Raw genomic sequence first — 22,234 nt, 5'->3', positions numbered from 1 at the left:
TCCTCTTCTCGATGGCCGAAAGGGGAAAGCGGGGCGGGCGCTTCACCGGGGAGTGGCGCGCGTCCCGGAGAACCGGCGCGCGATCAGCGAGAGCGCGGGGGCGGTGAGCAGGGTGGAGATCAGCGCCATGACGATGAACATCGTGAACACCGTGGGCGTGATGACCCCGAGGTCCAGACCGACGTTGAGCACGACCAGCTCGGTCAGACCGCGGCAGTTCATCAGGGCGCCCATGGACAGCGACTCCTCCCAGCCCATGCCGCAGCCTCTGGCGGCCAGCGCGGTGCCGACCCACTTCGTGGCCATCGCCGTGGCCACGACGGCCAGACACCAGCACCATGCCTGCCAGTCGCCGAGCAGCCCGATCGAGGTGCGCAGCCCGGAGAAGACGAAGAACAGCGGCAGCAACAGTGCCTCGGTCACCGATCGCAGCCGTCCCACCGCCCATTCGACCGGGGCCGAGCCCCGCGGCGTGACCGCTCCCAGCAGGAAGGGCCCGAAGATCGCGTGAATACCGATCTGGTCCGTGGACAGCGCGCTGAGCAGGATGCCGGAGAAGAGCACCGGCATGACCGTGCCGCGGGACCAGGTGCGCGTGCCGAGCGTGTGCTCCAGCACGGGGCGCACCGCGAAGCGCAGCAGCGCGCAGAACAGCGCCGTGAGGCACAGGATCTGGATCACGCCGTACAGGGAGGAGTCCTCGGCCGCGGCGACCACCACGGCCAGCAGACACCAGGCCGTGACGTCCCCGACCGCCGCGCAGGCGAGCGCGACCGGTCCGACGGTCAGCTCGTCGGAACGCCGTTCGGCGATGATGCGGGCCAGCACCGGAAAGGCCGTGATGCTCATGGCGACGGCGATGAACAAGCCGAAGGCCGTGAAGCCCAGGCCGTCCGGGGCGTACGACGCGTACATCCCCAGCGCCAGCAGCACCCCCGCGAGCAGGGGTACGGCGACGCCGACGTGACTGATCGTCAGGACGGTCTGCCCGCGGCCGCGCACCGCTCGCAGGTCCAACTCGTAACCGACCATGAACATGAAGCAGATCAGACCGAGTTGGGCGAGTGTGTTGATCGGCGCCGTCAGGTCCGCGGGAAACAGCCGGTGATACCCGCTCGGCCACAGCAGTCCCAGCAGCGAGGGGCCGAGCAGGATGCCGGCGACGATCTCACCGATGACGGCGGGCTGGGACATCCGCCGGAAGAGACCCGCCGTCAGATGGCAGACGCCGAGGATCACCGCCAGGGCCAACAGCAGCTCGGCGAACGTTCCGGAAGCCGCGTGTGCCCTGTCGGCCGCTCCGCCCGGCCCTCCCGACCCGGTGTCCGTGATGCCGAAGCGCAGTACGACCGCCACCAGGGCCACCGGGATCAGCACCAGGAGGACGTAGACGTATCGCGCCCGGGAAGGGGCCGGGGCGCTCCGCCCCCTCTTCGGGGGCGCCAGCCTCAGTTCGTCGGCCATGACGCATACCGCCGCAGTCCGTAGAGCAGGGGGGTCGGTGTGCGGTTCAGGTGGACGTCACGCACCTCGGCGAAGACGACGACGTGATCGCCGAGGGTGTCCTGCCGTACGACCGCGCAGTTGGCGACCGCGTGGGCGTCGGAGCTCAGATGCGGCCCGGCGGCGGCCGGGGGCGCGGTCCACTCGACGCGGTCGAAGCGGTCCGGCGCACCGGAGGCGAACAGTTCCGCGGTCGACTGCGCCCCTTGGTGGAGGAGGTTCATGGCGAACTCCCCGGCTTCGAGCGCGGCGTGCAGGGTGGGGCTGCCGCTGCGCAGGCACACCAGGAGAGTGGGCGGTTCCAGGGCGACGCTCACCAGGGACGTACACGTCATGCCCCAGGGGCGGGACTCCGAGTCGAAGGCGGTGGCGATCCCCACTCCCGTGGGAAACCCGGCCATCAACTGCCGCATGGCGTCGGAGCCTTCAAGGCGAGTGTGATCGCCCACAGCCGCACGCGTGGCTCGGTTCATGGAAGGTCTCCGCGCTCTACTTGCCGTGCAGGGCACGCAGGATGTCGTACGTGGACGGCAGTTCCTCCACCTGCTCGGCGGCGCGGCGCGGTACGTCGGCGAACAGCGCGTCCGCGCCCGCGACCGACGCGGGTCTGTACCGCAGGGCGGGCAGCACGTGCTCGGGGAGGAAGCCGAGGCCGGCGAACATGCACCAGTAGTTGGTGTTGTTCCAGAAGTTCTTGTTGCCGAGCTCGGACGTGCCGTGGAGCACCTGTTCGCCGCCGGAGTACGGGTTGACCGGCAGCCCGGCCCGGTAGAGCTCGATCTTCTCGCGCAGGTCGTCGCCGATCGGGAGCTTCTTGTTGGCCCGCCAGAACTCCGTGTCCGTGCGCGGCGAGAAGGCGAAGTGGGTCTGGATGAAGTCCACCGTGAAGTCGAACATGCTCTCGACCTCACGGTTGAAGCGGTCGCTCAGCGTCGGGTCGAACCGCTTGTCCGGGAAGTGCTTGGCGAGCTGCTCGATGGCGGTATAGATGAAGTAGATGCCCGTCGACTCCAGCGGTTCCACGAAGCAGGAGGACAGGCCGATGGCGACACAGTTGCGCACCCAGGCCCGGCGGTTGCGGCCCACCCGGAAGGACACCTGGTTCAGCGGGGTGTTCTCCGGGTCGAGCCCCCACAGTTCGCAGAACTCCCGCGTCGCGTCGTCGCGGGTGGTGAATTTACTGGAGAAGACGTAGCCGGTGCCGAAGCGCGACAGCATCGGAATCTTCCACGTCCAGCCATTCGACATGGCGATCGACGAGGTGAAGGGCTCGATGCCGTTCGCCTCGTCGTCGTGGGATACCGACGCGGCCACCGCGCTGTCGCACAGCAGCCTGTCCCCCATGTCGAGGAACGGCTCGCCCATCGCCTTGTTGATCAGCAGGCCGCGGAAGCCCGAGCAGTCGACGAACAAGTCGCCTTCCAGGAGTTCGTCGTCCTTCGTGCGCAGGGCCGTGATGAAGCCGCGCTCGTCCTGGATCACCTCGGCCATCTCGCCCTGGACATGCCGCACACCCTGCTTCTGGGTGGCGAAACGGCGCAAGAAGTCGGCGACCAGCGCGGCGTCGAAGTGCCAGGCGTAGTCCATGGCCGGCGTTCCGTCCGCCTTCCAGGGGCCCTTGTTGGCGTCCAGGACCGCGGTCTCCGGGAAGCAGGCACGGTCGAACGGCCCGGGATCGTCACCCCGCTGCTGCTTGAGGTACCAGTACTGCGGCAGCGGAACTCCGTCGTGCTCCTTGAGGTGAGCGAAGTGGTGGTAGAAGGTGTCCGTCCGCTCACCGAGCGGGCGGGGCTGCGGGACACCACGTCCCGGCGTGCGCCAGTTCACGAACTTTATGCCCGCCTTGAAGCTGGCATTCACCTCCCGCATCCACTCGTGCTCGGGAATCCCCAGGAAGTCGAAGAACGCGGAATGCAGGTTCGGAACCGTCGCCTCACCCACACCGATACGCGGAATGGCGGGCGCTTCAAGCAGGGTGATGTCCACTTCCCCCTGCAGCGCCTTCCCGAGATACGACGCCGTCATCCAACCGGCCGTTCCCCCGCCGAGAATCACCAGACTTCTGACTCGCCCGTCGCTCATGGCATTCCCCCATCGGCATTTCGTTCAGCGGGGTGTCCACCCGGCTGTTCGCTCAGGCCCATATCTTGCGGACGGCCTCTATACCGATAGGGAAAGGAACCATATCGCCGCTATACCGTGCAGGTCAGGGGGACAGAAGCTCGTGACACGATCTTGTTGATGTCGGCCGGCGGGGTGTTACCGATGTGGTGATTCCGGCCGTTCGTGAGGGTGTGGGTACTCGACCGTGGATCGCGGACGATGAGTTGCGGGCTCCGGTCGAGCCGTTGCCGCCGCCGCGGCCGTCGCGGCGCCGGGGCCGGGGCCAGTGCCGGACCGGCTCTGCCTCCAGGGCATCCTGCCCGTCCTCCGCAACGACACGGCCTGGCGACTCCTGCCCCTGGAGCTGGGGTTCGGCTCGGGGCGACGTACCGGCGCCGACTGGGCCGGTGGATCGCCGGGGCATGGTGGGATCGGGTTGCCGCCGCGTCGGGGGCGGGACGGGACGGTCTCGCGCGGAGCCGCCGAACCGAACTCTGACCAGGTGCTGTCGGGGCGCGTCCGTCGTCCTGGTGGTTGCCGGAAGAGGGCGGCGGACCTCGGCCCGGGGACGCGGCCGGCGCTGCTCGTGTCGGTCGAGCCCGACAAAGGCAAGATCAAACGGACGAGTTGATTCCCGGCAAGCTCCGAGAAGCGTCCCACGGAGTGTGCGGGGCCGGGCGGTGGACCGAGCATCGGTGCATATCTCAGGCGGCGGGATGAGAAACACACGCCGTGTAAAACCCACAGGATCACATGTGGGAATACCTCTCGGGAGACGATCTCCGGCTGGTAGCGTCGGGACCGTGGCCTCGGCCTCATGGCACCGAACCGTTTCGACTTATCCGGACCGTGCACACGCCAGGGGGTTAGAGTGGAATTCTGCGTTCTCGGACCTGTCGGAATAAGACAGGCGGGGCTGGACCTCACGCCGATGGCGGAGAAACCGAAGACAGTACTCGCCGCGCTTCTCCTGGCCGGCAACCGCGTCGTCTCCGACGCGTACCTGCGTGAGGTCACCTGGGGGCCGACGCCACCCGCCACGGTCGATCAGCAGCTCTTCACGTATGTCTCACGGCTGCGCAAACTGCTGTCCCCCGGAGCGACCATCCTGCGCCGTCGGCCGGGCTACCAGCTCGTGCGGGCCGACGCGGGCCTGGACCACGCCGAGTTCGAGCGCCTGGCCGGGCTCGGCAACGACGCGTTGAAGGCGCACCGTCACGCCGAGGCCTCCGAGCACCTGGCCACGGCACTCGCGCTGTGGCACGGCCCCACGCTCGCCGGCGTGACGGAACACCTGAGCCGGGTCGAACTCCCCCGGCTCGAAGAGGCGCGCATGGCCGCACTGGAGGGTCGTGTCGCCGCCGACCTCGCTCTCGGCCGCCACGACGCGCTCGTGTCCGAACTCGTCGGCCTGGTGGAGGCCCACCCGCTGCGGGAGCGGCTGCGCGCCCAGTTGATGACCGCGCTCTACCGCGTCGGCCGGCAGGCCGACGCCCTGGCCGAGTACCAGCGCGGACGGAAGATCCTCGCCGAGGAACTGGGCGTCGATCCCAGTTCGGCGCTCACCGACGTCTTCCAGTCCATCCTGTCCGGGGACCCGGGGCTCACCGCACCCACCGCCCTTCCCCAGGAGATCCGCGTCCAGGCCCGGCCGTGGGTGCGGCCGGCCATGCTGCCTCCGGGCGTCGCCGACTTCACGGGACGCGAGCCCCAGTTGCGCGAGTTGTGCGGCTTGCTGCGCGACGACCGTGCCGGGGCGGCGCCGGTCGTGGTCACCGGCGCCGCCGGCGTGGGCAAGAGCGCGCTGGCCGTGCACGTCGGACGCCGGTGTCTGGACGCCTTCCCCGACGGCCAGTTATACGCGGACCTGGACGGGTCGCAGGACCGCCCGAGGGATCCCTTCGACGTGCTCGAGTGGTTCCTGCAGACGCTCTGCGAGCCCAGGGCACCGATCCCCCGGACGCTGGAGGCACGCACCCAGCTCTACCGCAGTGTGCTCGCCGCGCATCGTGTCCTGATCGTCCTGGACAACGCCCACTACGAGCGGCAGGTGCGGCCGCTGCTTCCGGGAGCCGGGGGCAGCCGGGTGATCGTGACGACCCGGTCGCGTTTCACGGCTCTCGAGGGGGCGCGGTCGCTGGAGCTGAACGTCTTCGAACGGGCCGAGGCGCTCGGCCTCCTGTCCCGCGTGGTCGGCTCCGGCCGGGTCGCGGCGGAGCACGAGGTGGCCGACTCGCTGGTGGCCCAATGCGGACGGCTGCCGATCGCGGTGCGTGTGGTGGCCGGCCGGCTGGCCGCCAAACCCCATTGGCCGCTGGCCGAGATGGTACGCAGGCTGGCCGACGGCGACCGGCGACCGCTCGACGAGCTGCGCCTCGCCGACATCGACGTGCGGAGCTCGCTGCGCTCGAGCTACCTGCATCTTGCCGCCGAGGCCAGGACGGCACTGTGGCGGCTGTCGCTGCTGCACACCGCGGAGATACCCGGCTGGCTGGCGGTCGTCGTACTGGAGACCGGCAAGGAGGAGGCGGACGACCTCCTGGAAACCCTGGTCGACGCCCGGCTGCTGGAGGTGTGCGAGACGGAGCGCACAGGGCGGCTGCGCTATCGGATGCCACCCGTGATCCGCCTGTTCGCGCACGAGTGCGCACTGGCCGAGAGCAGCACCGCCGAACGTCGCAGGACTGTCGACCGGGCGCTCACCGCGTGGCTGATGCGGGCCCGCGCCGCCGGCCGTGCCCTGGCCGACGGGCGTCAGGTGGCTGCGGGCAGCGCCCTGCTCTGGTTCGACACCGAGAAGAGCGGGCTCGTCTCGGCGTTCCGGCAGGCCGTCGCCGACGGGCACGACACCACGGCCCGCTCGCTCGCCCGTACCCTCACCGAACTGCGCGGACTCAGTGGTGCGGCGGCCGGCCGCGGCGCCGCCCCGCAACCCGTCTCCTCGCCTCAGGCCCTGACCAGAGTCTGAGGCGGTGCGGAACGGTACGTGGCGAACGACTGATCCCCGGTGCTGCGGCCCTGTGCGGCTCCTGGGCCGTGTGCCGGAAGTAGCGCTGTCCGCCAAAGGACAGGCGGGACTTCCGGCACACGGTCCAGGTGCGTGTTGCGGTCGGTGACGGCGAGCGCCGGGGGGACGGAACGCTCGCCCTGCACCGACCGCGCGTCCGGTCGGACGGTCGTTACGTCGTGGCGTCGGCCCGCGCCTCCCGCGCCGGTGCGCCCCCGGCGGTCGGCGCCGCCCGCTGCTCGGCGCCGCCCGCCGGCAGGCGGACCGTCAGGAAGGCGATCACCGAGGCCACCGCTCCGAGGGCGGCGGCCACCCAGAGCATGAGGTTCAGGCCGGACGCGAACGCCTCGCGCACCAGATGTTCCATCCCGACGCGTTCACCGGCCGAGGAGCCCGAGATGATCGACTGGGCCTGTCCGCCACTGAGCGCGACGGCCGTCTCGTGCGCCTGGTTCACCCGGCCGTCGTCCCGGAGCACGCTCTCGATCCGGAACTGGAAGATCGCGCCGAATACCGCGATGCCCAGCGCGAAGCCCAGCTGCCGGAACGTGTTGACCGCGCCGCCCGCCATGCCTCCGCGCTCGGGCGGCACGGAGGCCAGCGCCGCCGCCGCCAGGCTCGGCGTCACCAGGCCGACGCCCATACCGGACACGATGAGCCCGGCCACGATGGTGTCGGCCGAGGATCCCGCGTCGAGCATCGTCTGGAGCGCGGAGCCGAGAGCGATCAGCGCCAGCCCCCCTCCCATGGTCGTCCGGGCCGGGAACGGGCCGAACTTGCCTGCCAGCGTCGAGACCACGAACGCGGCACCGCACATGGGCAGGATGTAGAGGCCCGCCTTGACGGGCCCGTAGCCCAGGACGGTCTGCATCCACAGTGACTCGAACAGCAGGTAGGCGAACGCCGCGCCCTGGAGGATCAGTCCGCTGAGCATGATGCCGGTGAACGTCGGCCTGCGGAACAGGGACAGGTCGAGGATCGGGTGCTCGTGCCTCGACTCGACCACGAGGAAGAGTGCCAGCGCGACCACGGCGAGTACGAACATGCCGAGCGTGAGGGGCGCGCCCCAGCCGTCGGAGTGGGCGTGGATCAACGCGAAGGTGAGCGCGCCGCTCGCCACGGTGAAGGTGAGGGTGCCGAGGACGTCCGCGCGCTGCCTGCCCGCGGACTTCGCCTCGCGCACGACACGCACGGTCATCACGACGGCGATCAGACAGACCGGCAGGTTGACGAAGAAGATCCAGCGCCAGTCGAGGTATTCGGTGAGCAGACCGCCGACCACCGGGCCGGCCGCCGCCGCGACGGCGTTGGCGGCACCCCACACGGCGAAGGCGACGCCGCGTTCCCGGCCGCTGTAGTGCATGCCCAGCAGGGCGATCGTCGTACCGAACATGCCCGCGGCGCCGAGCCCCTGGACCGCCCTGGCCGCGATCAGCACCCCGGCGTTCGGGGCGATGGCGCACACCAGCGAGGCCGCCGTGAAAACGACCAGTCCGCTGAGGTACACCTTCTTGCGGCCGATCCGGTCGGCGGAGGAGCCCACCCCGAGCAACAGGGCCGCCAAGGCCAGGGCGTAGATGTCGACGACCCACTCGAGGTCGGCGAGGGTGGTGTCGAGATCCTTCGCCATGTCGGGCAGCGCCACGGTCACGATCGTGACGTCCACCAGCAGCATGAAGGTTCCCAGGCTGATCGCTGCCAAGGGCCACCATTTACGCATACGAGCTCCTTCCACATCCGAGAGCCCACGGGCCCGTTCGACGGGACCCAGCTTCCGAGCGCGGCGCCCCTGTGCCCACGTACGGCGGGCGAAGTGACGGAAATCGATGACCAGGCAACTATCGTGAAGGAAAAAGTGGGCTCCTCGTCGGAACAAGACGTCCTGACCGTTTGATCGACTGGAGCACCGGTGCGGTCTCCATGTGGTTCACGGTCTTCAGCGCGCCGATCCGCGTGCTCATGTAGTCGTAGAACGCGTCGATGTCCCGGAACACGCCGATCGCCACCAGATTCGACGGCCCGGACGTGGCTGCCGTGAAGCCCACTTCGGGATGCTGGGACAGCTCTTCGGCGACGCTCACCAGATCCGCCGGCGGCACCGTGAGCCAGAACATGACCTCGGTCTCGTACCCGAGGAGCGCCGAGTCGATCTCGACGTCGAAGAACAGCGCCCCCATCTCGCGCAGGTACTCCATCCGACGCCTGACAGTCGACTCCGACCAGCCCGTGGCGGTGGCCAGATCGGCGTGACCGGCCCGGCCGTCCGAGGCGAGCACGGCGAACAGGTCGCTGTCGCCCTCGCGCATCTGCACGCGCACTCCCTTCGGCGGCGGCTCGGGCAGCCGGGGCCGCAGCAGCTCGACCTGTTCGGCGGTCAGGGCCCGGGTCCTGCCGTGCCAGCCCGTGGGCCCCCCGAAGAAGGTGTGCAGGAGGTAGTGCGCGGAGATGTCGACCACCCGGGGGGTACGCGGGAGTTTCTGGAGCAACAGCGACGCGCCGTCCGCACGACGCGTGGCACGTGTGAGACACACGATCTCCGTACCGCCGGCGGTGAGACTCACCCAGGTGGTGTCGTCCCGTCGCGCCAGTGCGGCGGCGACACTGCCCGAGGTATCCGGGGTGCAGCGGACCCGCAGGAGCCATTCGATGTGGCCGAAGCGGGCGGCGTCGGGCAGTCCCAGCACCCGCATCACCCCGTTCCCGCGCAGCCGGCGATAGCGTCGCGCCACGGTTTGATCGGACACGCCCAGGACCTCGGCGACGTGCTTCAGCGGTGCTCGCCCGTCGAGCTGAAGGGCGTGCACGAGGCGGAGGTCCAGCTCATCCAGATCATGGGATTCCATCTGCGGAAGGCTAGTTGACGTCGCTATCCGGCACTAGAGGGCAGCTGTCTGGCGTCTTCCCGCAGAACTGGCGAACATCGCAGGGCACGTGGCACCAAGGTGGCGCGGTCGCCCCGGGCGCCCGCTGCCGCGGCCGACGACGCGTGAAAGGACACGCCTGTGGAAAGTGTTCAGCGGGAGAGCGACTGGAGGGTTTCCGTACCGGGTCTCCCGACGGGTGTCGGTCCCACGGCGCTGCGCACGGCAGGCGAACGGGGGGCGGAGCGCCGCCGTCCCGACCGGCTGTTCGAGGACCGCGTCGCGCGGGCACTGATGGAGGTCGTCGGGAGGACGCCGCGCACGCCCGGTCCGCCGGACCGGCGCCTGCCGAAGAGCCGGGCGCTCGCAGCGGATCTCGTCCATATGCGAACGCGTTTCAAGAAGAAGGGAACCCGATGAGCGCGATCGACCCTGCGGAGGCGCTGGAGCGGTCCGCACCGTTACCGGATGCCGGTCCCGCAGCGGAACCGAGCACGGACATGAAGCAGTTGCTGCGCCCGTACACCCGGAGCTTCGCGGCCGTGGTGATACTTCAGGTCATCGGCGCCCTGGCGGGGCTGGCGCCGCTGCTGGCCGTTGTCGAACTGGGGCGGACACTGCTGTCCTCCGGCCCGATCGACCACGACCACGTCTGGAACGTCGTGATCGCCGGTGCGGTGGGCCTGTTCGTCCGTCTGCTGCTCACGGCCACGTCGTCCGCCCTCGGGCATGTCCTGGACGGACGGGTACAACTGGCGTTTCGCCGACGACTCGCCGAGCGGCTGGGACGCGTGCCGATCGGCTGGTTCTCCCGCCGCCGGACCGGTGAACTGGCCAAGGTGGTCGGCGAGGACGTGAGTGCCGTGCACCCGCTCATCGCCCACGCCCCCGCCGAGCTCACCGCCGCTTTCGTGGTCCCCCTCGCGTCGCTGATCTACCTGTTCTCCATCGACTGGCGGCTCACCCTGATCACCCTGGTGCCGGTGGTGGCCGCCGTGGCGCTGGTCCCCCTGATGGAGACCCCGGCCCGAAAGCGCGAACAACAGGAGTTCGACGGCGGCATGGGACGGATCTCGAGTTCCGTCGTCGAGTTCGTGCAGGGCATCGCGGTGGTGAAGGCCTTCGGCGGATCCCGGCGCGCCCACCGCAAGTTCCTCACGGCCGCGGACGACTTCGGCGCCATCTTCCACCGGTGGGTGCGCGGTATCGCCAGGATCGGCGCCGCGATCCAGATGGTGCTGTCGCCCCCGTTCGTGCTGCTGGTCGTCCTGCTCGGCGGTACGCCCCTCATCACGAGTGGCAGTCTGGCCCCGGCCGACCTCCTGCCTTTCCTGCTGCTCGGACTGGGCCTGACCGCCCCGATCGGAGCCCTCAGCCACGGCTTCGACGACCTCCAGGGGGCCGGGCGCGCACTCGGCCGGATCAAGGAGGTGCTCCAGGAGCAGCCTTTGGCGGAGCCCGCGCACCCCGGCGTACCGCGGGGTCACCGGGTCGAACTGCGCGACGTCCGGTTCGGATACGAGGACGATCACGAGGTACTGCGGGGAATCGACCTGGTGCTCGAACCCGGTACGGTCACCGCGCTCGTCGGGCCGTCGGGAAGCGGGAAGTCCACGCTCGTCAAGCTGTTGCCGCGGTTCTTCGACCCGACCCATGGCTCGATCGTCCTGGGCGGTGTCGATCTGCGCGAACTCGGCAGCCGGGAGCTCTACCGGACCGTCTCCTTCGTCTTCCAGGACGTTCGGCTGCTGCGCGCGACGATCGCGGAGAACATCGCCCTGGCCGTCCCCCACGCCGATCCCGACGATGTGGTCCGCGCCGCGAAACTGGCGAACATCCACGAACGGATTCTCGAACTGCCCCGTGCCTACGAGTCGGTGATCGGTCAGGACGCCGGGTTGTCGGGTGGCGAGGCACAGCGGATCTCGATCGCACGCGCACTGCTCGCCGACACTCCGGTGCTCGTGCTCGACGAGGCCACCGCCTTCGCCGATCCGCAGACCGAGCAGGCGGTGCGCCGTGCGCTGGCGACGCTCCAGGGCGATCGGACGGTGCTGGTCATCGCCCACCGGCTCGAGACGGTCGCCGACGCCGACACCGTCGTGATGCTCGAGAACGGGCAGATCGTCGAGCGCGGCCGGCCCGCCGAACTGCTCGCGCGGGGCGGCAGTTTCGCCGCGTTCTGGCAATCCCACCATTCGGCGACGGGCGGCGGGACCGAAACCCACGGTGGCGTACCGCAAGGAGACGAACGTCGATGATCCGACTGCTGCTGCACGTGCTGGGGCGCGAGTACGCGGGCCCGCTGCGTCGCACCGTGGCCCTGATGGCGACGACCGCGGTCGTGGAGGGTCTGTCCTACGCCCTGCTCGTCCCCGTCCTGCGGGAACTGTTCGGCACCACCCCCGGCGACGCCTGGCCCTGGCTGATCGGCTTCGGGGCCTCGGTCGCCGTCTACGCGGTGCTGCGCTACCTCAGCGACCTGTCCGGATTCCTGGTCGCGGCCGGGATGTTGCGTGGCCTGTACCACCGGTTCGGCGATCATCTGGCGAAACTGCCGATCGGCTGGTACGGCGCCGGCCGTCTGGGCGAGGTGTCGGTGCTGGCCAGTCGCGGTGTACTCCAGGCGATGGGCGTGATCGCGCATCTGCTGGGCCCGTTCGTCTCGGCATCGGTGACCCCGCTGACGATCGTCGCCGTGATGCTCGCCTTCAACTGGCAGCTGGGGCTGGCCGCGTTGGCCGCCGCACCCGTCGTGGCGGCGATCCAGATCTGGACGGGCCGTGCGATGGCCGCCAGCGACGCGGAGCGCACCGAGCGCGACCATGAGGCCACCGGGCGGGTCATCGAGTTCCTGCAGGCCCAGCCCGTACTGCGGGCCGGCGGTCGGACCAACGAGCGCTTCCGGCTGCTGGACGACGCACTGCAGGGAGTGCAGCGAGCGTCCCGGCGGGCCACCGTGTCGTCACTGCCCGGCACCTTGGGCCTGACGCTCACGGTGCAGGCGATGTTCACCGGACTGCTGGTCCTCGGCGCCTACCTCGCACTCGGAGGAGACATCGGGGTGGCGGAGGTCCTGACGATCCTGGTACTGGCGGCCCGCTGCGCGGATCCACTGCTGTCGCTGTCGGAGACCGGCGGCAAACTCCGCGGCGCACGCTCCGTACTGGCGGGACTCGACGCGGTGTTGCGCGCCGAGCCGCTGCCCGAGGCCACCGACCCGATCCGGCCGGTGAGCCACGAGCTGGAGCTGGAGTCCGTCGTGTTCCGGCACGGAGACCGCACGGTGCTCGACGAGATGTCGCTGTCCGTACCGCAGGGCCAGCGACTTGCCGTCGTCGGACCGTCGGGCACGGGCAAGTCCACCCTGCTCCAACTGCTGGCGCGGTTCTACGACGTCGACGCCGGCGTGGTGCGCGTGGGCGGTGTGGACGTGCGCTCCATCGACCCGGACGTGTTGATGGAGCAGATCTCCATCGTCTTCCAGAACGTGTACCTCTTCGACGGCACGATCGAGGAGAACATCCGTCTCGGCCGCCCCGACGCCGAGGAGTCCGAGGTGCGGGCGGCGGCGACCGCGGCAAGGCTGGACCAGGTGATCGAGCGACTGCCCGGCGGCTGGGCGGCGCATGTCGGTGAGGGCGGCGCACTCCTGTCGGGCGGTGAACGCCAGCGGGTCTCGATCGCGCGAGCCCTGCTGAAGAACGCGCCCATCGTGCTGCTGGACGAGGTGACCTCCGCACTCGACCCGGTGAACGAGGCAGCCGTCCACGAGGGCATCGAGCGCCTGATGGCGGGCCGGACGGTGGTGATGGTGGCGCACCGGATGCGGACCGTCCAACGCGCCGACCGCGTCGTCTTCCTGGAGGGCGGCCGGATCGTGGAAGAGGGCAGCCATGACGAACTGCTGCTCCGCGGCGGCCGTTACGCCGATTTCTGGAGTATCTCCATGGCAGCCGTGACCGGGGACTGAGCCGGCGCAGGGGTGGTTCTCGGGCCGGAGGGGTGGTGGTGTCGGCGGATCCGCCGACACCACCACCCCTCCGGCCGTTCGGCTCCCCACCGTCACACGGTCGGTGGCAAGGGCCGGTAGGGCTTTGTCAGGTGGGGTCGTGGGGCTGGCCGCCATGGGGTTGGGTTGCGGACGGGCGGTGGCCGCGCCACGGGACTGCCGGACGTGGAGATCAACGACGTCGACCACCTCGACCTCGAACACTGAAGGCGGAGCCTCCAACGGCGGGCATCACATACGGTGACTGAGCGCCTCATTTGGCGAGTGAGCGCTTGAGCTGGCACCTTGAGCGTCACGCCTGGGCGTGCATGCCGCCGCCCACGGCTGCGCCTGTGGGCCGAGGTCGCCGGCGGCTCGTAGGCCGGGATTTCATTTCTGTCCTGCGCAGGGCGTTGCGAAGATCGCTCCCATGACCTACTCGTTCTCCATCGACCGGATTCTTGGCGACCGCTCCTTCGCCGAGATCGGCCACCCCGCCCTTGCCGTGGCTGACGGACGGAGGGAGCTGCTCGCTGTGGCGGGTACGCACGGCTCCTCCGATCACCCGACAGTCGGAATCTACGACACCGCCACCCTGTCCTGCCGCGCACAGATCCGCTCTCGCCTCGGAGTCCAAGCGATGGCCTTCCACCCCACCCTGCCGTTGCTCGCCGTCGGAACTGGTTCCTACGACGGCGGGTACTTCTTCTGCGGTGACCTGCTTCTGCTCAACCTGAAGACGGGAACGTCCATCTCGGCCTTCGAGCACGGGGACGGGCGTCAGGTCCTGGACCTGGAGTGGCTCGACGAGCAGCGATTTCGCATGCTGATGGCCCCGTCTGATGTCTGGCAGGACAAGGAGGCGCACACGCACGGTCACACCGCCGTGGTACGCCGGTCCGACTGGAGCTTGGTGCCGCCCAGGTCCATCACGCCCAACGAGCTGGCCGGCCCCCGAGTGCCGGCGCCCCGTCCCGATGGCAGGGCGGCCGCGTATCGGCTGGTGACCGAGCTCGGGCCGGACTGGGAGCCCCGTCTCGCTGTTCAGGCAGTGGAGGAACTCTCGGACGGCCGGATCCTCGCCACGCTCGGCGGAGTGCAGTTGGAGTGCTGGCTTCCGTCGGGGGAACGGGCATGGGCCGTCCCGGACGAAGAAGGGGGCCGCGAGATTGCCGTGGCCCGGGACGAGAGCTCAGCCTGGGTCTCTCTCGTACGCCCCGAAAGACACGACCGGCGCCCGCAGTCCGTGGTCCGGCTGTCTCTGGCGGACGGTGCGCAAGTGGACCAGGTCGCACCGTCCGGCTACGTATCGCTGTCGAGTGCGGCGGACGGTGAACCGGCCCTCGCCCCCGCCGGGTACTGGGTCCAGGGTGTACCCGTCTCCGGCAGAACTCCCCTGCGCGTCCGGAACGCCAGCCGCACCTGGTTCCTGTCCTACGTGAAGCAGGCGGGCACTCGGCGTTCACACCCCGGAGTCCCTTGGGTGGCCACGGCCGAGCTCAAGTCCGGACGAGGGTCTGGCCGACCGGTCGAGCCGGCGCGAGAGGACGTGCGACGGCTGTTCCCCTATTCCTGGGTTCCCGAGGAAGAACACTTCGGTGGGCCCGGCGTGGAGGCCGCCGACGGGAGCCTGGTCCACGCGGGCAGGGTCTTCCGGCAGCGGCGTCGGCCCGGTGACTCGTTCGTCGTCCGACGCGAAGCCTCGGACGGGTCACCTCGATGGGTATTCCGCACCGACCGCTCCGCTACCGCGCTGACCGCCGACGCGAGCAGGGTCTTCACCGCCTACGACGGCGGCGAGATCGTCGCTCTCAGCCTCGCCGACGGCACCGTGCTCCGGCGATACCACCTCACCCTCGGAGACGTGTCCGTCATCCCCACGGCGCTCTCCGTCACCCCATCGGGCCGGCTCCTCGTCGGGACCCGCGACGGCCGAATCCTCGTCTGCTCCGCCGCCGTGTGACGACCTCTGAGTGCTTCAGTTGGCGAGTGGAGCGTGCTGGGGGCCGTAGTCGAGGCCTCGGTGGGGCGGCCGGCTTCCTACTCGACCGGTAGCGCGCGAGTCCGCGAAACAGAGGTGCCGACTCCTGCCTGCACAGGCGGGATCACTCCATGTCGACCGACGTGAGCGGAATGATCGAATGCCGACGAGGGGCCCGCCTATGGGGTCCCGACGACGAGGACGCTGTATGGGGGGGGCAACATCGATCTCTTCCTCGACAGGGGCAACGCCTACGACGGCCTGGCCTGCCTCTTCGGAATCCGCAACTCCTGCCCAGCACCGGACCTTCAGTTGATCCGCCTGGGAGGTGGACCCGCCTCGGCACGCCAGTGGTCCGCGCCGTGAGGATCGGCCAGCCAGTCAGGCGTCCAGCGCCGGCACGGAATGCATCGGTCAACGAAGTCTCCTCGCCGACCACGGTCCTCAGGACGTCGACGTCATGGGTAGCGTGGTCGGTCTCGCACCAGCAGGCCACATTCACCGCCGCATCGACCGCGAGCTGGCCCTGGTCGGTCCACACCACCTGAAGCAGGAACTCCAGCTGGTCGCCTCCCTCAGCGCGCTCAATGACATCCAGCCCAAGGACGATCGGCGTCCCCAGCTGTGTGCCGGGGAAAGTGGCATGCTCCAGGGCCCACTCCCAATCCGCCGTTGTTCCAGCTGCTCGAGCCGTGTCGACCGTGCGGGCCGCCTGATTGAAGGAGTCCACATCCGCAGGTGTCAGGAGAGGGAAGAGTGCGGTCAAAGGGGCCTCGTCGAAGGCACCTCGCATCATGAGGTGATCACCCCTGCCTCCGGCTCCCACATCGGTTCTGTCCCGTCGCACTCCAGCCTGCACATCCTCAACGCACTGCGGACCGGCCTTGCGGCTTCTCATTTGCCGCGAAGGCGGACCAGACGCCGAGGTCGCCTCCCGGCAGGGATACGAACTGCCATCCTCCAGGTCCTGTGATCCGCCACGCCTCGATCGCCGCATCGGTTGGACACGTCAGATGCGTGCCGTCCTCGAACACCATCCGAAGCGCACCGGTCTTGAAGGCGACCGCCGAGACGACCTTCGTCCCGAAGAGAGGGAGGGCTGCGGCCACGTCCTGAGTCTCCGGCACCAGAAGCACGCCGGGATTGGTGTGGGCCGGCCCGGATGAGAGCCGAGCAGGCGTTTCGAGTGCGACCTCCCAACATCCGTCGAGGGTCAGCGTGAGGCGGTGGTCGACAGTGATCCCAGCAACGCCCCGCCCTCGGAGATTCAAGATCCACCGGTCATCGTGTTCGACCGGCTCAGTTTCGGTGCTCATCACCTCACCATGGTGTACGGCCCAGCCGAGGGCGAGTGACGGTCATCAGGGATTCCGCCGAAGCCACGTCTGTTGAGAATTCGGCGAGGTGTGTTCTCGATCCACTTGGCGAACCAGCAACTCGGGCCAAGATGCAGAAACAGCTCCGATGCGACGGGACAGGTCGGCTGAGCCGAGTGCCGGGGTGTGTCAGCGGGTGAGGTCGGCGTCGCGGGCCAGGAGTGCTGCCTGTACTCGGTTGGTGACGTTCAGGGCGGTCAGGATGCGGCTGGCATGTGCTTTGACGGTGCTTTCGCGCCCGGCCACAGCACGGGGCCCGCCACGGAACTGTCCCGCACCGTCGGTGTGCCGGGTCGGGGGTGCATCCTGGTGGCGGTGCGCCGGTGGGCCGCGAGGGCGGGGAAGGCCGCCTCCACGTCGAGGGGACGGGGCGGGGTGGTACGGGACTCGGGTGCGCCTTCCAGGCGGGCCGGCCCGCCGCTCGCGCTCACGCGGCGGCATCCGTTTCGGGGGCTCGGCGGGGCTGGAGCACTCCGGAGAGAAGGACGGTGACCGCTCCGGCCAGCGGAACCACCAGCAGGCCGATCCGGAGGCTCGTGGCGTCGGCGACCAGGCCGACGATCGGCGGGGAGACCAGGAACCCCAGGCGCATGAGCCAGGAGACGATCGTCAGTCCGGACCCGGGCTTGAGACCGGGGAGGTTGTCGGCCTCGTGCATGGCGGCGGGGACCAGGGTCGCCACCCCGAATCCCGCGGCGGCGAAGCCGAGGACGGTGCCGGGCAGCGTGGGCACGGCCAGTGCGAGGCCCATGCCGAACGCGGCGATCAGGCCGCCGGTGCGGGCCACCGCCCGCTGGCCGAAGCGGTCGACGAGCCGGTCGCCGATGATACGGCCGACGAACTGGGCGCCGACCAGGGCGATGTAACCGGTCGCGGCGAGCGTCGCCGAGGCGCGCAGGGAATCGGAGAGGTAGAGGGCGGCCCAGGAGTTGCCCGCGTCCTCCACGAGGGTGCCGGCGGTCGCGATGAGGACGAGGGCGGCCAGTACGTACGCGGTGCCGCGCCGGGCGGTGATCGAGGAGCGGGCCGACTCGGGCGGGAGAGCGCCGGACGCCGGTTCGTTGTCCGGGCGCTCGTTGTCCGGGCGTTCGTTGTCCGGGCCGGGCAGGCAGAAGCGCAGGGCGCAGCAGGCGACGACGGCGAAGACGAAGCCCGACACGGTCAGGTGCTGCCCGCGCGTCAGGCCGAGCGTCATGGCTCCGGCGGCCATGAGGCCGCCCGCGACGGCGCCGATCGACCAGATCGCGTGGAAGGAGTTGATGATGGACCGGCCGTAGCGGCGCTGTACGCGCAGGCCGTGCGCGTTCTGCGCGACGTCCGTGATCGCGTCCATCGCTCCGGCCAGGAACAGTGCCGCCGCGAACAGCGGTACGACGCCGGCGAGACCGGCGGCGAGGACGCCCGCACCGGTCAGCAGCGTGCCGGCGACCGCGACGCGGGCCGAGCCGAACCTGCGGACGAGCGCTCCGGCCGCCGGTCCGGCCACCAGGGCCCCGGTCGGGAAGGCCGCCACGGCCAGGCCGTAGACGGCGTTGGTCATGCCGAGTTCGGCCTTGATCTGCGGATACCTCGGCAGGAGGTTGGCGAAGAGGGCCCCGTTGGTCAGGAACAGCACGGCGACGGCCGCACGGGCCCGCCGGTCTGCGGCGGGACGGCGGACCGGTATGGCGTCGACAGTCATGAGGAGACCCTAGCGCCGAAGCGTACGAACGTACACCTTGCTGGCGGGCGCTCTCGCGGGCGGCGCGTCCGGAGGGTCAGGGCATCAGGCCCGCGGCGACGGTCGCTCCCAGTTCCCAGCAGGCTTCGAGGTCGGCCTTGGCCGGCTCCCCGGTGACCGTCACGGCGTCGGTCGTACGCCGCCATCCCAGGCCCGTGGTGATCGACTCGATTCCGCGCACGGCGCCGGTGACGTCGTTTCCGCCGTGCACCCAGTAGCCGAAGGGGCGGCCGCGCGTCGCGTCCAGGCACGGGTAGTAGATCTGGTCGAAGAAGTGCTTGAGAGCGCCGGACATGTATCCGAGGTTCGCCGGGGTGCCGAGCAGGACGCCGTCTGCGGCGAGTACGTCGGACGCGGTCGCGGAGAGGGCCGCGCGCCGTAGGACGCGGACGTTTTCGATGCCGTCGGCCGATGCCCCGGAGACGACGGCTTCAAAGAGCGCCTGGCAGTTCGGCGAGGGTGTGTGATGGACGATCAGCAGGGTGGCCACAGCCACGAACCCTGCCTTCCGCTGCCGCCCGGCCGCAAGCGGGGCGCGCCGCCGCCGGGTCGCGTACGCCCAGCCCAGCCCAGCCCCGCCCCCGAAGACACGACCCCGACGGGCCGCCGGATCGGGCGCCCCGAAACCTACGCTGGCCGCATGGCCCACGACAGTACCGAGGGACGCCGACCGCGCCCGGCCGACGCCTCCGGGAGCGCGGCGGGCAAGGACACGGAGCACCCCGCCGACCGGCTCGGCTGGCTCAAGGAGCGGCTGTACGCGACGATCACCATGATCTCCGTGGTGATCGGCCTGTCGGCGGCCGAGCACCCCTCCCCGACCGGGGCGGCGGCCAGTGTGGCGGCTGCCGCCATCGGCCTCTGGCTGGCCACGCTCGTCGCCGACGAACAGGCCCACCGCACGGTGCACGGCCGGATCGCCACGCGGGCGGAGCTGCGGCGGATGCTGTGGGTCAGCAGCCCGCTGCTGCTCTCCGCCGTCGGCCCGCTGATCCTGATCGGCGCCGCGGCTCTGGACGTGATGTACCTGGAGACCGCGTTGTTCGCGGCGGCGGGGGTCAGCGTGGCCGGTCTGTTCGGCTGGGGCTGGTACGGCGGAGTCCGGCTCGGCAACGGCACCGCGGTCGCCCTGCTGGCCGGTGCGCTCGACGCCGCGATCGGGCTGGCCGTCGCCCTGGTCAAGGCCGCCGCCGGCCACTGACGGCAGCCTTCGCCGCAGTCCTTGGCCGAGCCCCTGAGCAGGTTCCTTGGCCAAGTCCCTTGAGCAAGTTTCTTGAACAAGTCCCTTGAGCAGGCACCCCGCTCCAAGGCCCGAGGTCAGGGCCCTGGAGCGGGTCCCGTGGTCAGAGCGCCGGGTAGCCCGGCTGGACCGGGGTGGGGTGGCCGAACTCCGGGGTCGGGCGGCGGTGGAGGGCCATCAGGCGTATGACGAAGTACACCGCGGCGGCGGCCGCGACGATGTCCAGGCCGTCGGAGACCGCCGTCCGCAGAGCGGCGCTCCTGATGTCTCCGAGCGGTGCGTCGATGTCGTAGCCGCTCGCGAACCGTCCGGCGAGGCCCGAGAGGACGAAGAGGCTCCACCACAGCCGCACCGGCCAGGCGGACGGGTACCGAGCGGGCTCGGAGCCCAGGGTCCGGGTGGCGGCGTTCCACATCTGGTGGGCGATGCGGAACGGCATCCACAGCGCCCCGATCGGGACGAACCACGAGCCGATCGCCCAGCCGGCGCCGCGTTCGAACGCGTCCTGCGCCAGGGCCCCGACGTACTTGCGCATCCGGAAGAACCAGATGATGAAGACGACCGCGCAGGCGAGGTATGCGACGACCTGGATCAGAGCGGCGACCCCGTAGAGGCTGTCCACCGCGTCGAGATCCTCGGCGGCGACGACGGAGAAGTTCTCGTCGCCGCCGACCGTGTTCGCCACCCTCAGGTCGGCGAACACGGCGAAGAGGTCGGTGAGCGCCACCAGGCCGAGCAGTGCGACGACGGCCTTCAGCAGGCCCTCAGGGGCGCGCGGCGGCTGGGGCGGCAACGCCCCGGGCCAGGCAGGCTGCTGTGGAGATGCGACGAATTCGGACACGACAAGGTCCCCCCGGACGAATGAATGAGAGAGTGGCCCGCTTAGTGCGGGCAGAGGGAACGTACGCCCCCGCACGATGGAACGTCCATTCGGTTCTGAGCGGAGTGGCTCAGAGCATGATGAGGAGGCGGGTGTCCGCCTTGAGCTTGCGGTTCACCGAGCGGCTCTGCACGTACACCTCCAGCCGGGGGTTGGTGCCCGCCTTCACGGAGACGGTCCCGCGGACGCCGGTCCCGAACAGCATGCCGCGCGCGGCGTCGCCCGTGTAGGCGCGGTCGGTGTCCTTCTCGACCACGATGACCTCCTTGTCCGGCTGGACCTGCACGCGGGAGCCCAACTGGTAGTAGCAGGAGCCGCGTTGGTAGGAGACGCCCGGGTGGGAGTCGACGAAGGAGCGGATATCGATCTCCTGGTCGACCTTGAGGAGGCGGTACTTGTCGGCCGCGATCGGTTCCAGACTCGCGCGCACCTGGTCCACCGATATGTCCTGGCCCACGGCGAACAGGTTCTTCGTGCCCCGCACGCCCTGTTCACGGCCGCGCAGGAAGCTGGTGGCGGCGGCGCGCACGGTGCCGATCGCCTCCTCGACGCCCTCCTTGGAGTCGGCGTCCCAGATGGCGATGTTCCCGGCCGGGAAGCCGTAGTTCTGGGCCGTCCGCTTGGCCAGGGAGTTCGGCACCAGGATCGCGGAGGTCCAGTGGCCCGGCAGCCCGCCCATCTTCGCCGTGATCCTGTCGAGCCAGGGGCCGAGGATGGTCATGTCGCCGTCGTGCCGCCGGTCGCCGCCGGAGGCGTTCTCCTCGCCGTCCGTCACCACGATCTGGAGGAAGCTGTGCTCGCCGTACTCCTCCCAGATGTGGCCCAGGTCTTCCAGGGACTTCAGCGACGCCTCGATGAGCGCGGTGGCGCCGTTGTTGACCTTGTACAGGCCCCGCATGGACGGCAGATGCTTCACGTCCATGTCCCAGACCAGGTTCTCCACCCTGTGGTCGAAGGAGTAGAGGCTGATCCGCGTCTCGTGGCCGAGGCTGTCCGATTCGGCCTTCAGCCCCGCCACGAACTCGTCCACGACACGGACGAGCTGACCCTGGTGCGGGTGCATCGAACCCGAGCAGTCCACGACCAGCGCGACGTGGTTCACCTTGTGCTGGATCCTGTTTCCGGACACGCTTCCACTCCCCTTCAAAGGCCCCCGAGCGGCTCCCCGAGCGATGTTCCAACCCTAGGAGGAGGCACTGACATCGAGGCCGGGAGCCGGACGAGGAGTGCGCGCGCGCCCGTGTCCGACGGGTAGGCCCCCGCGCTAGAAGAGCTTGTGAGGTTGGGGACGCGGAGACTCAGACGGACCGGGTCAGCTTCCGGGCGGTGCCGCAGTGCGCCGTGCGCGCGTGCCGCCACAGCTGTACGAGCGTCACGGCGAGCAGGAAGGTGAACACCCCCAGGAGCACGGCCGCGATCACCGCCTGCCTGCCGCCCGTCGCCGCGGGTCCCTCCTGGGTGAGCAGCCCGAGCAGGGAGAGCAGGGCGCCCACCAGGTAGACGGAGCGCACCCTCCGCAACTGCCGCAGCGCGCGGGGGGCCAGAGCCACATGCCTCTTCGATGCCATGCAC

General features: G+C 69.9%; 16 protein-coding genes and 1 pseudogene. 5 read left to right on the top strand and 12 right to left on the bottom strand.

The window, feature by feature from the left end:
• Positions 1-42: 42 nt before the first annotated feature.
• From OG599_RS27225 to OG599_RS27215, 3 genes are all read right to left on the bottom strand, one after another.
• Positions 43-1,464 carry a cation:proton antiporter domain-containing protein gene (locus tag OG599_RS27225; protein ID WP_327178600.1) on the bottom strand — a complete coding sequence of 474 codons (1,422 nt, stop codon included), beginning with the start codon at positions 1,462-1,464 and terminating at the stop codon, positions 43-45.
• Positions 1,449-1,916 carry a flavin reductase family protein gene (locus tag OG599_RS27220; RefSeq protein WP_327178599.1) on the bottom strand — a complete coding sequence of 156 codons (468 nt, stop codon included), beginning with the start codon at positions 1,914-1,916 and terminating at the stop codon, positions 1,449-1,451. The genes OG599_RS27225 and OG599_RS27220 overlap by 16 nt, the downstream gene beginning before the upstream one ends.
• A gap of 76 nt (positions 1,917-1,992) precedes the next feature.
• Positions 1,993-3,585, bottom strand: a complete 1,593-nt coding sequence (locus OG599_RS27215) for a tryptophan halogenase family protein (protein WP_327178598.1) — start codon at positions 3,583-3,585, stop codon at positions 1,993-1,995.
• Between the two features lie 952 nt (positions 3,586-4,537).
• Here OG599_RS27215 and OG599_RS27210 point away from each other — a divergent pair.
• Positions 4,538-6,574, top strand: coding sequence for an AfsR/SARP family transcriptional regulator (locus OG599_RS27210; RefSeq protein ID WP_327178597.1), 2,037 nt, complete (start codon positions 4,538-4,540; stop codon positions 6,572-6,574).
• A gap of 211 nt (positions 6,575-6,785) precedes the next feature.
• Here OG599_RS27210 and OG599_RS27205 read toward each other — a convergent pair whose 3' ends face one another.
• Together OG599_RS27205 and OG599_RS27200 are read right to left on the bottom strand one after the other, a co-directional pair.
• Complete coding sequence (locus OG599_RS27205) at positions 6,786-8,333, bottom strand: MFS transporter (RefSeq protein ID WP_327178596.1); 1,548 nt, start codon at positions 8,331-8,333, stop codon at positions 6,786-6,788.
• 118 nt (positions 8,334-8,451) lie between these two features.
• Positions 8,452-9,456 (bottom strand): Lrp/AsnC family transcriptional regulator, encoded by a 1,005-nt coding sequence (locus OG599_RS27200; protein ID WP_327178595.1) that lies wholly within the window; start codon positions 9,454-9,456, stop codon positions 8,452-8,454.
• Positions 9,457-9,974: 518 nt separating this feature from the next.
• Between OG599_RS27200 and OG599_RS27195 the strand changes: the two genes are divergently transcribed.
• The 3 genes from OG599_RS27195 (at position 9,975) to OG599_RS27185 (ending at position 15,428) form a co-directional block, all read left to right on the top strand.
• On the top strand, positions 9,975-11,735 hold the full coding sequence (locus OG599_RS27195) for an ABC transporter ATP-binding protein (RefSeq protein WP_442809713.1): 1,761 nt from the start codon (positions 9,975-9,977) through the stop codon (positions 11,733-11,735).
• Positions 11,732-13,447 carry an ABC transporter ATP-binding protein gene (locus tag OG599_RS27190; protein WP_327178593.1) on the top strand — a complete coding sequence of 572 codons (1,716 nt, stop codon included), beginning with the start codon at positions 11,732-11,734 and terminating at the stop codon, positions 13,445-13,447. Before OG599_RS27195 ends, OG599_RS27190 begins: the two co-directional genes overlap by 4 nt.
• Before the next feature lie 448 nt (positions 13,448-13,895).
• The gene (locus tag OG599_RS27185) at positions 13,896-15,428 is read left to right on the top strand and encodes a hypothetical protein (RefSeq protein WP_327178592.1); all 1,533 of its coding nucleotides are present in this window, start codon (positions 13,896-13,898) and stop codon (positions 15,426-15,428) included.
• 881 nt (positions 15,429-16,309) lie between these two features.
• Here the strand turns inward: OG599_RS27185 and OG599_RS27180 are convergent.
• From OG599_RS27180 to OG599_RS27165, 4 genes and pseudogenes are all read right to left on the bottom strand, one after another.
• Positions 16,310-16,762, bottom strand: coding sequence for a DUF6188 family protein (locus OG599_RS27180; RefSeq protein ID WP_327178591.1), 453 nt, complete (start codon positions 16,760-16,762; stop codon positions 16,310-16,312).
• Positions 16,763-16,951: 189 nt separating this feature from the next.
• A pseudogene (locus OG599_RS27175) lies at positions 16,952-17,059 on the bottom strand (LuxR C-terminal-related transcriptional regulator); the annotation flags it as partial.
• Positions 17,060-17,249: 190 nt separating this feature from the next.
• Positions 17,250-18,503: an MFS transporter gene (locus tag OG599_RS27170; RefSeq protein ID WP_327178590.1), complete on the bottom strand. Its 1,254-nt coding sequence runs from the start codon at positions 18,501-18,503 to the stop codon at positions 17,250-17,252.
• A gap of 76 nt (positions 18,504-18,579) precedes the next feature.
• Positions 18,580-19,032 carry a flavodoxin family protein gene (locus OG599_RS27165; protein ID WP_327180207.1) on the bottom strand — a complete coding sequence of 151 codons (453 nt, stop codon included), beginning with the start codon at positions 19,030-19,032 and terminating at the stop codon, positions 18,580-18,582.
• A gap of 150 nt (positions 19,033-19,182) precedes the next feature.
• Between OG599_RS27165 and OG599_RS27160 the strand changes: the two genes are divergently transcribed.
• Positions 19,183-19,743, top strand: a complete 561-nt coding sequence (locus OG599_RS27160; RefSeq protein ID WP_327178589.1) for a hypothetical protein — start codon at positions 19,183-19,185, stop codon at positions 19,741-19,743.
• A 142-nt stretch (positions 19,744-19,885) separates the two neighbouring features.
• On the opposite strand, the gene OG599_RS27155 is transcribed toward OG599_RS27160, so the two are convergent.
• The 3 genes from OG599_RS27155 to OG599_RS27145 form a co-directional block, all read right to left on the bottom strand.
• Complete coding sequence (locus tag OG599_RS27155; protein WP_327178588.1) at positions 19,886-20,623, bottom strand: DUF4328 domain-containing protein; 738 nt, start codon at positions 20,621-20,623, stop codon at positions 19,886-19,888.
• Between the two features lie 109 nt (positions 20,624-20,732).
• Positions 20,733-21,791, bottom strand: a complete 1,059-nt coding sequence (locus OG599_RS27150; protein WP_327178587.1) for a vWA domain-containing protein — start codon at positions 21,789-21,791, stop codon at positions 20,733-20,735.
• 169 nt (positions 21,792-21,960) lie between these two features.
• On the bottom strand, positions 21,961-22,230 hold the full coding sequence (locus OG599_RS27145; protein ID WP_327178586.1) for a hypothetical protein: 270 nt from the start codon (positions 22,228-22,230) through the stop codon (positions 21,961-21,963).
• Positions 22,231-22,234: the final 4 nt, after the last annotated feature.

This window comes from Streptomyces sp. NBC_01335 (assembly GCF_035953295.1).
Taxonomy (GTDB): domain Bacteria; phylum Actinomycetota; class Actinomycetes; order Streptomycetales; family Streptomycetaceae; genus Streptomyces.
Note: the sequence above shows the minus strand (reverse complement) of the source record. Positions and strands in the feature narration are given on the sequence as shown.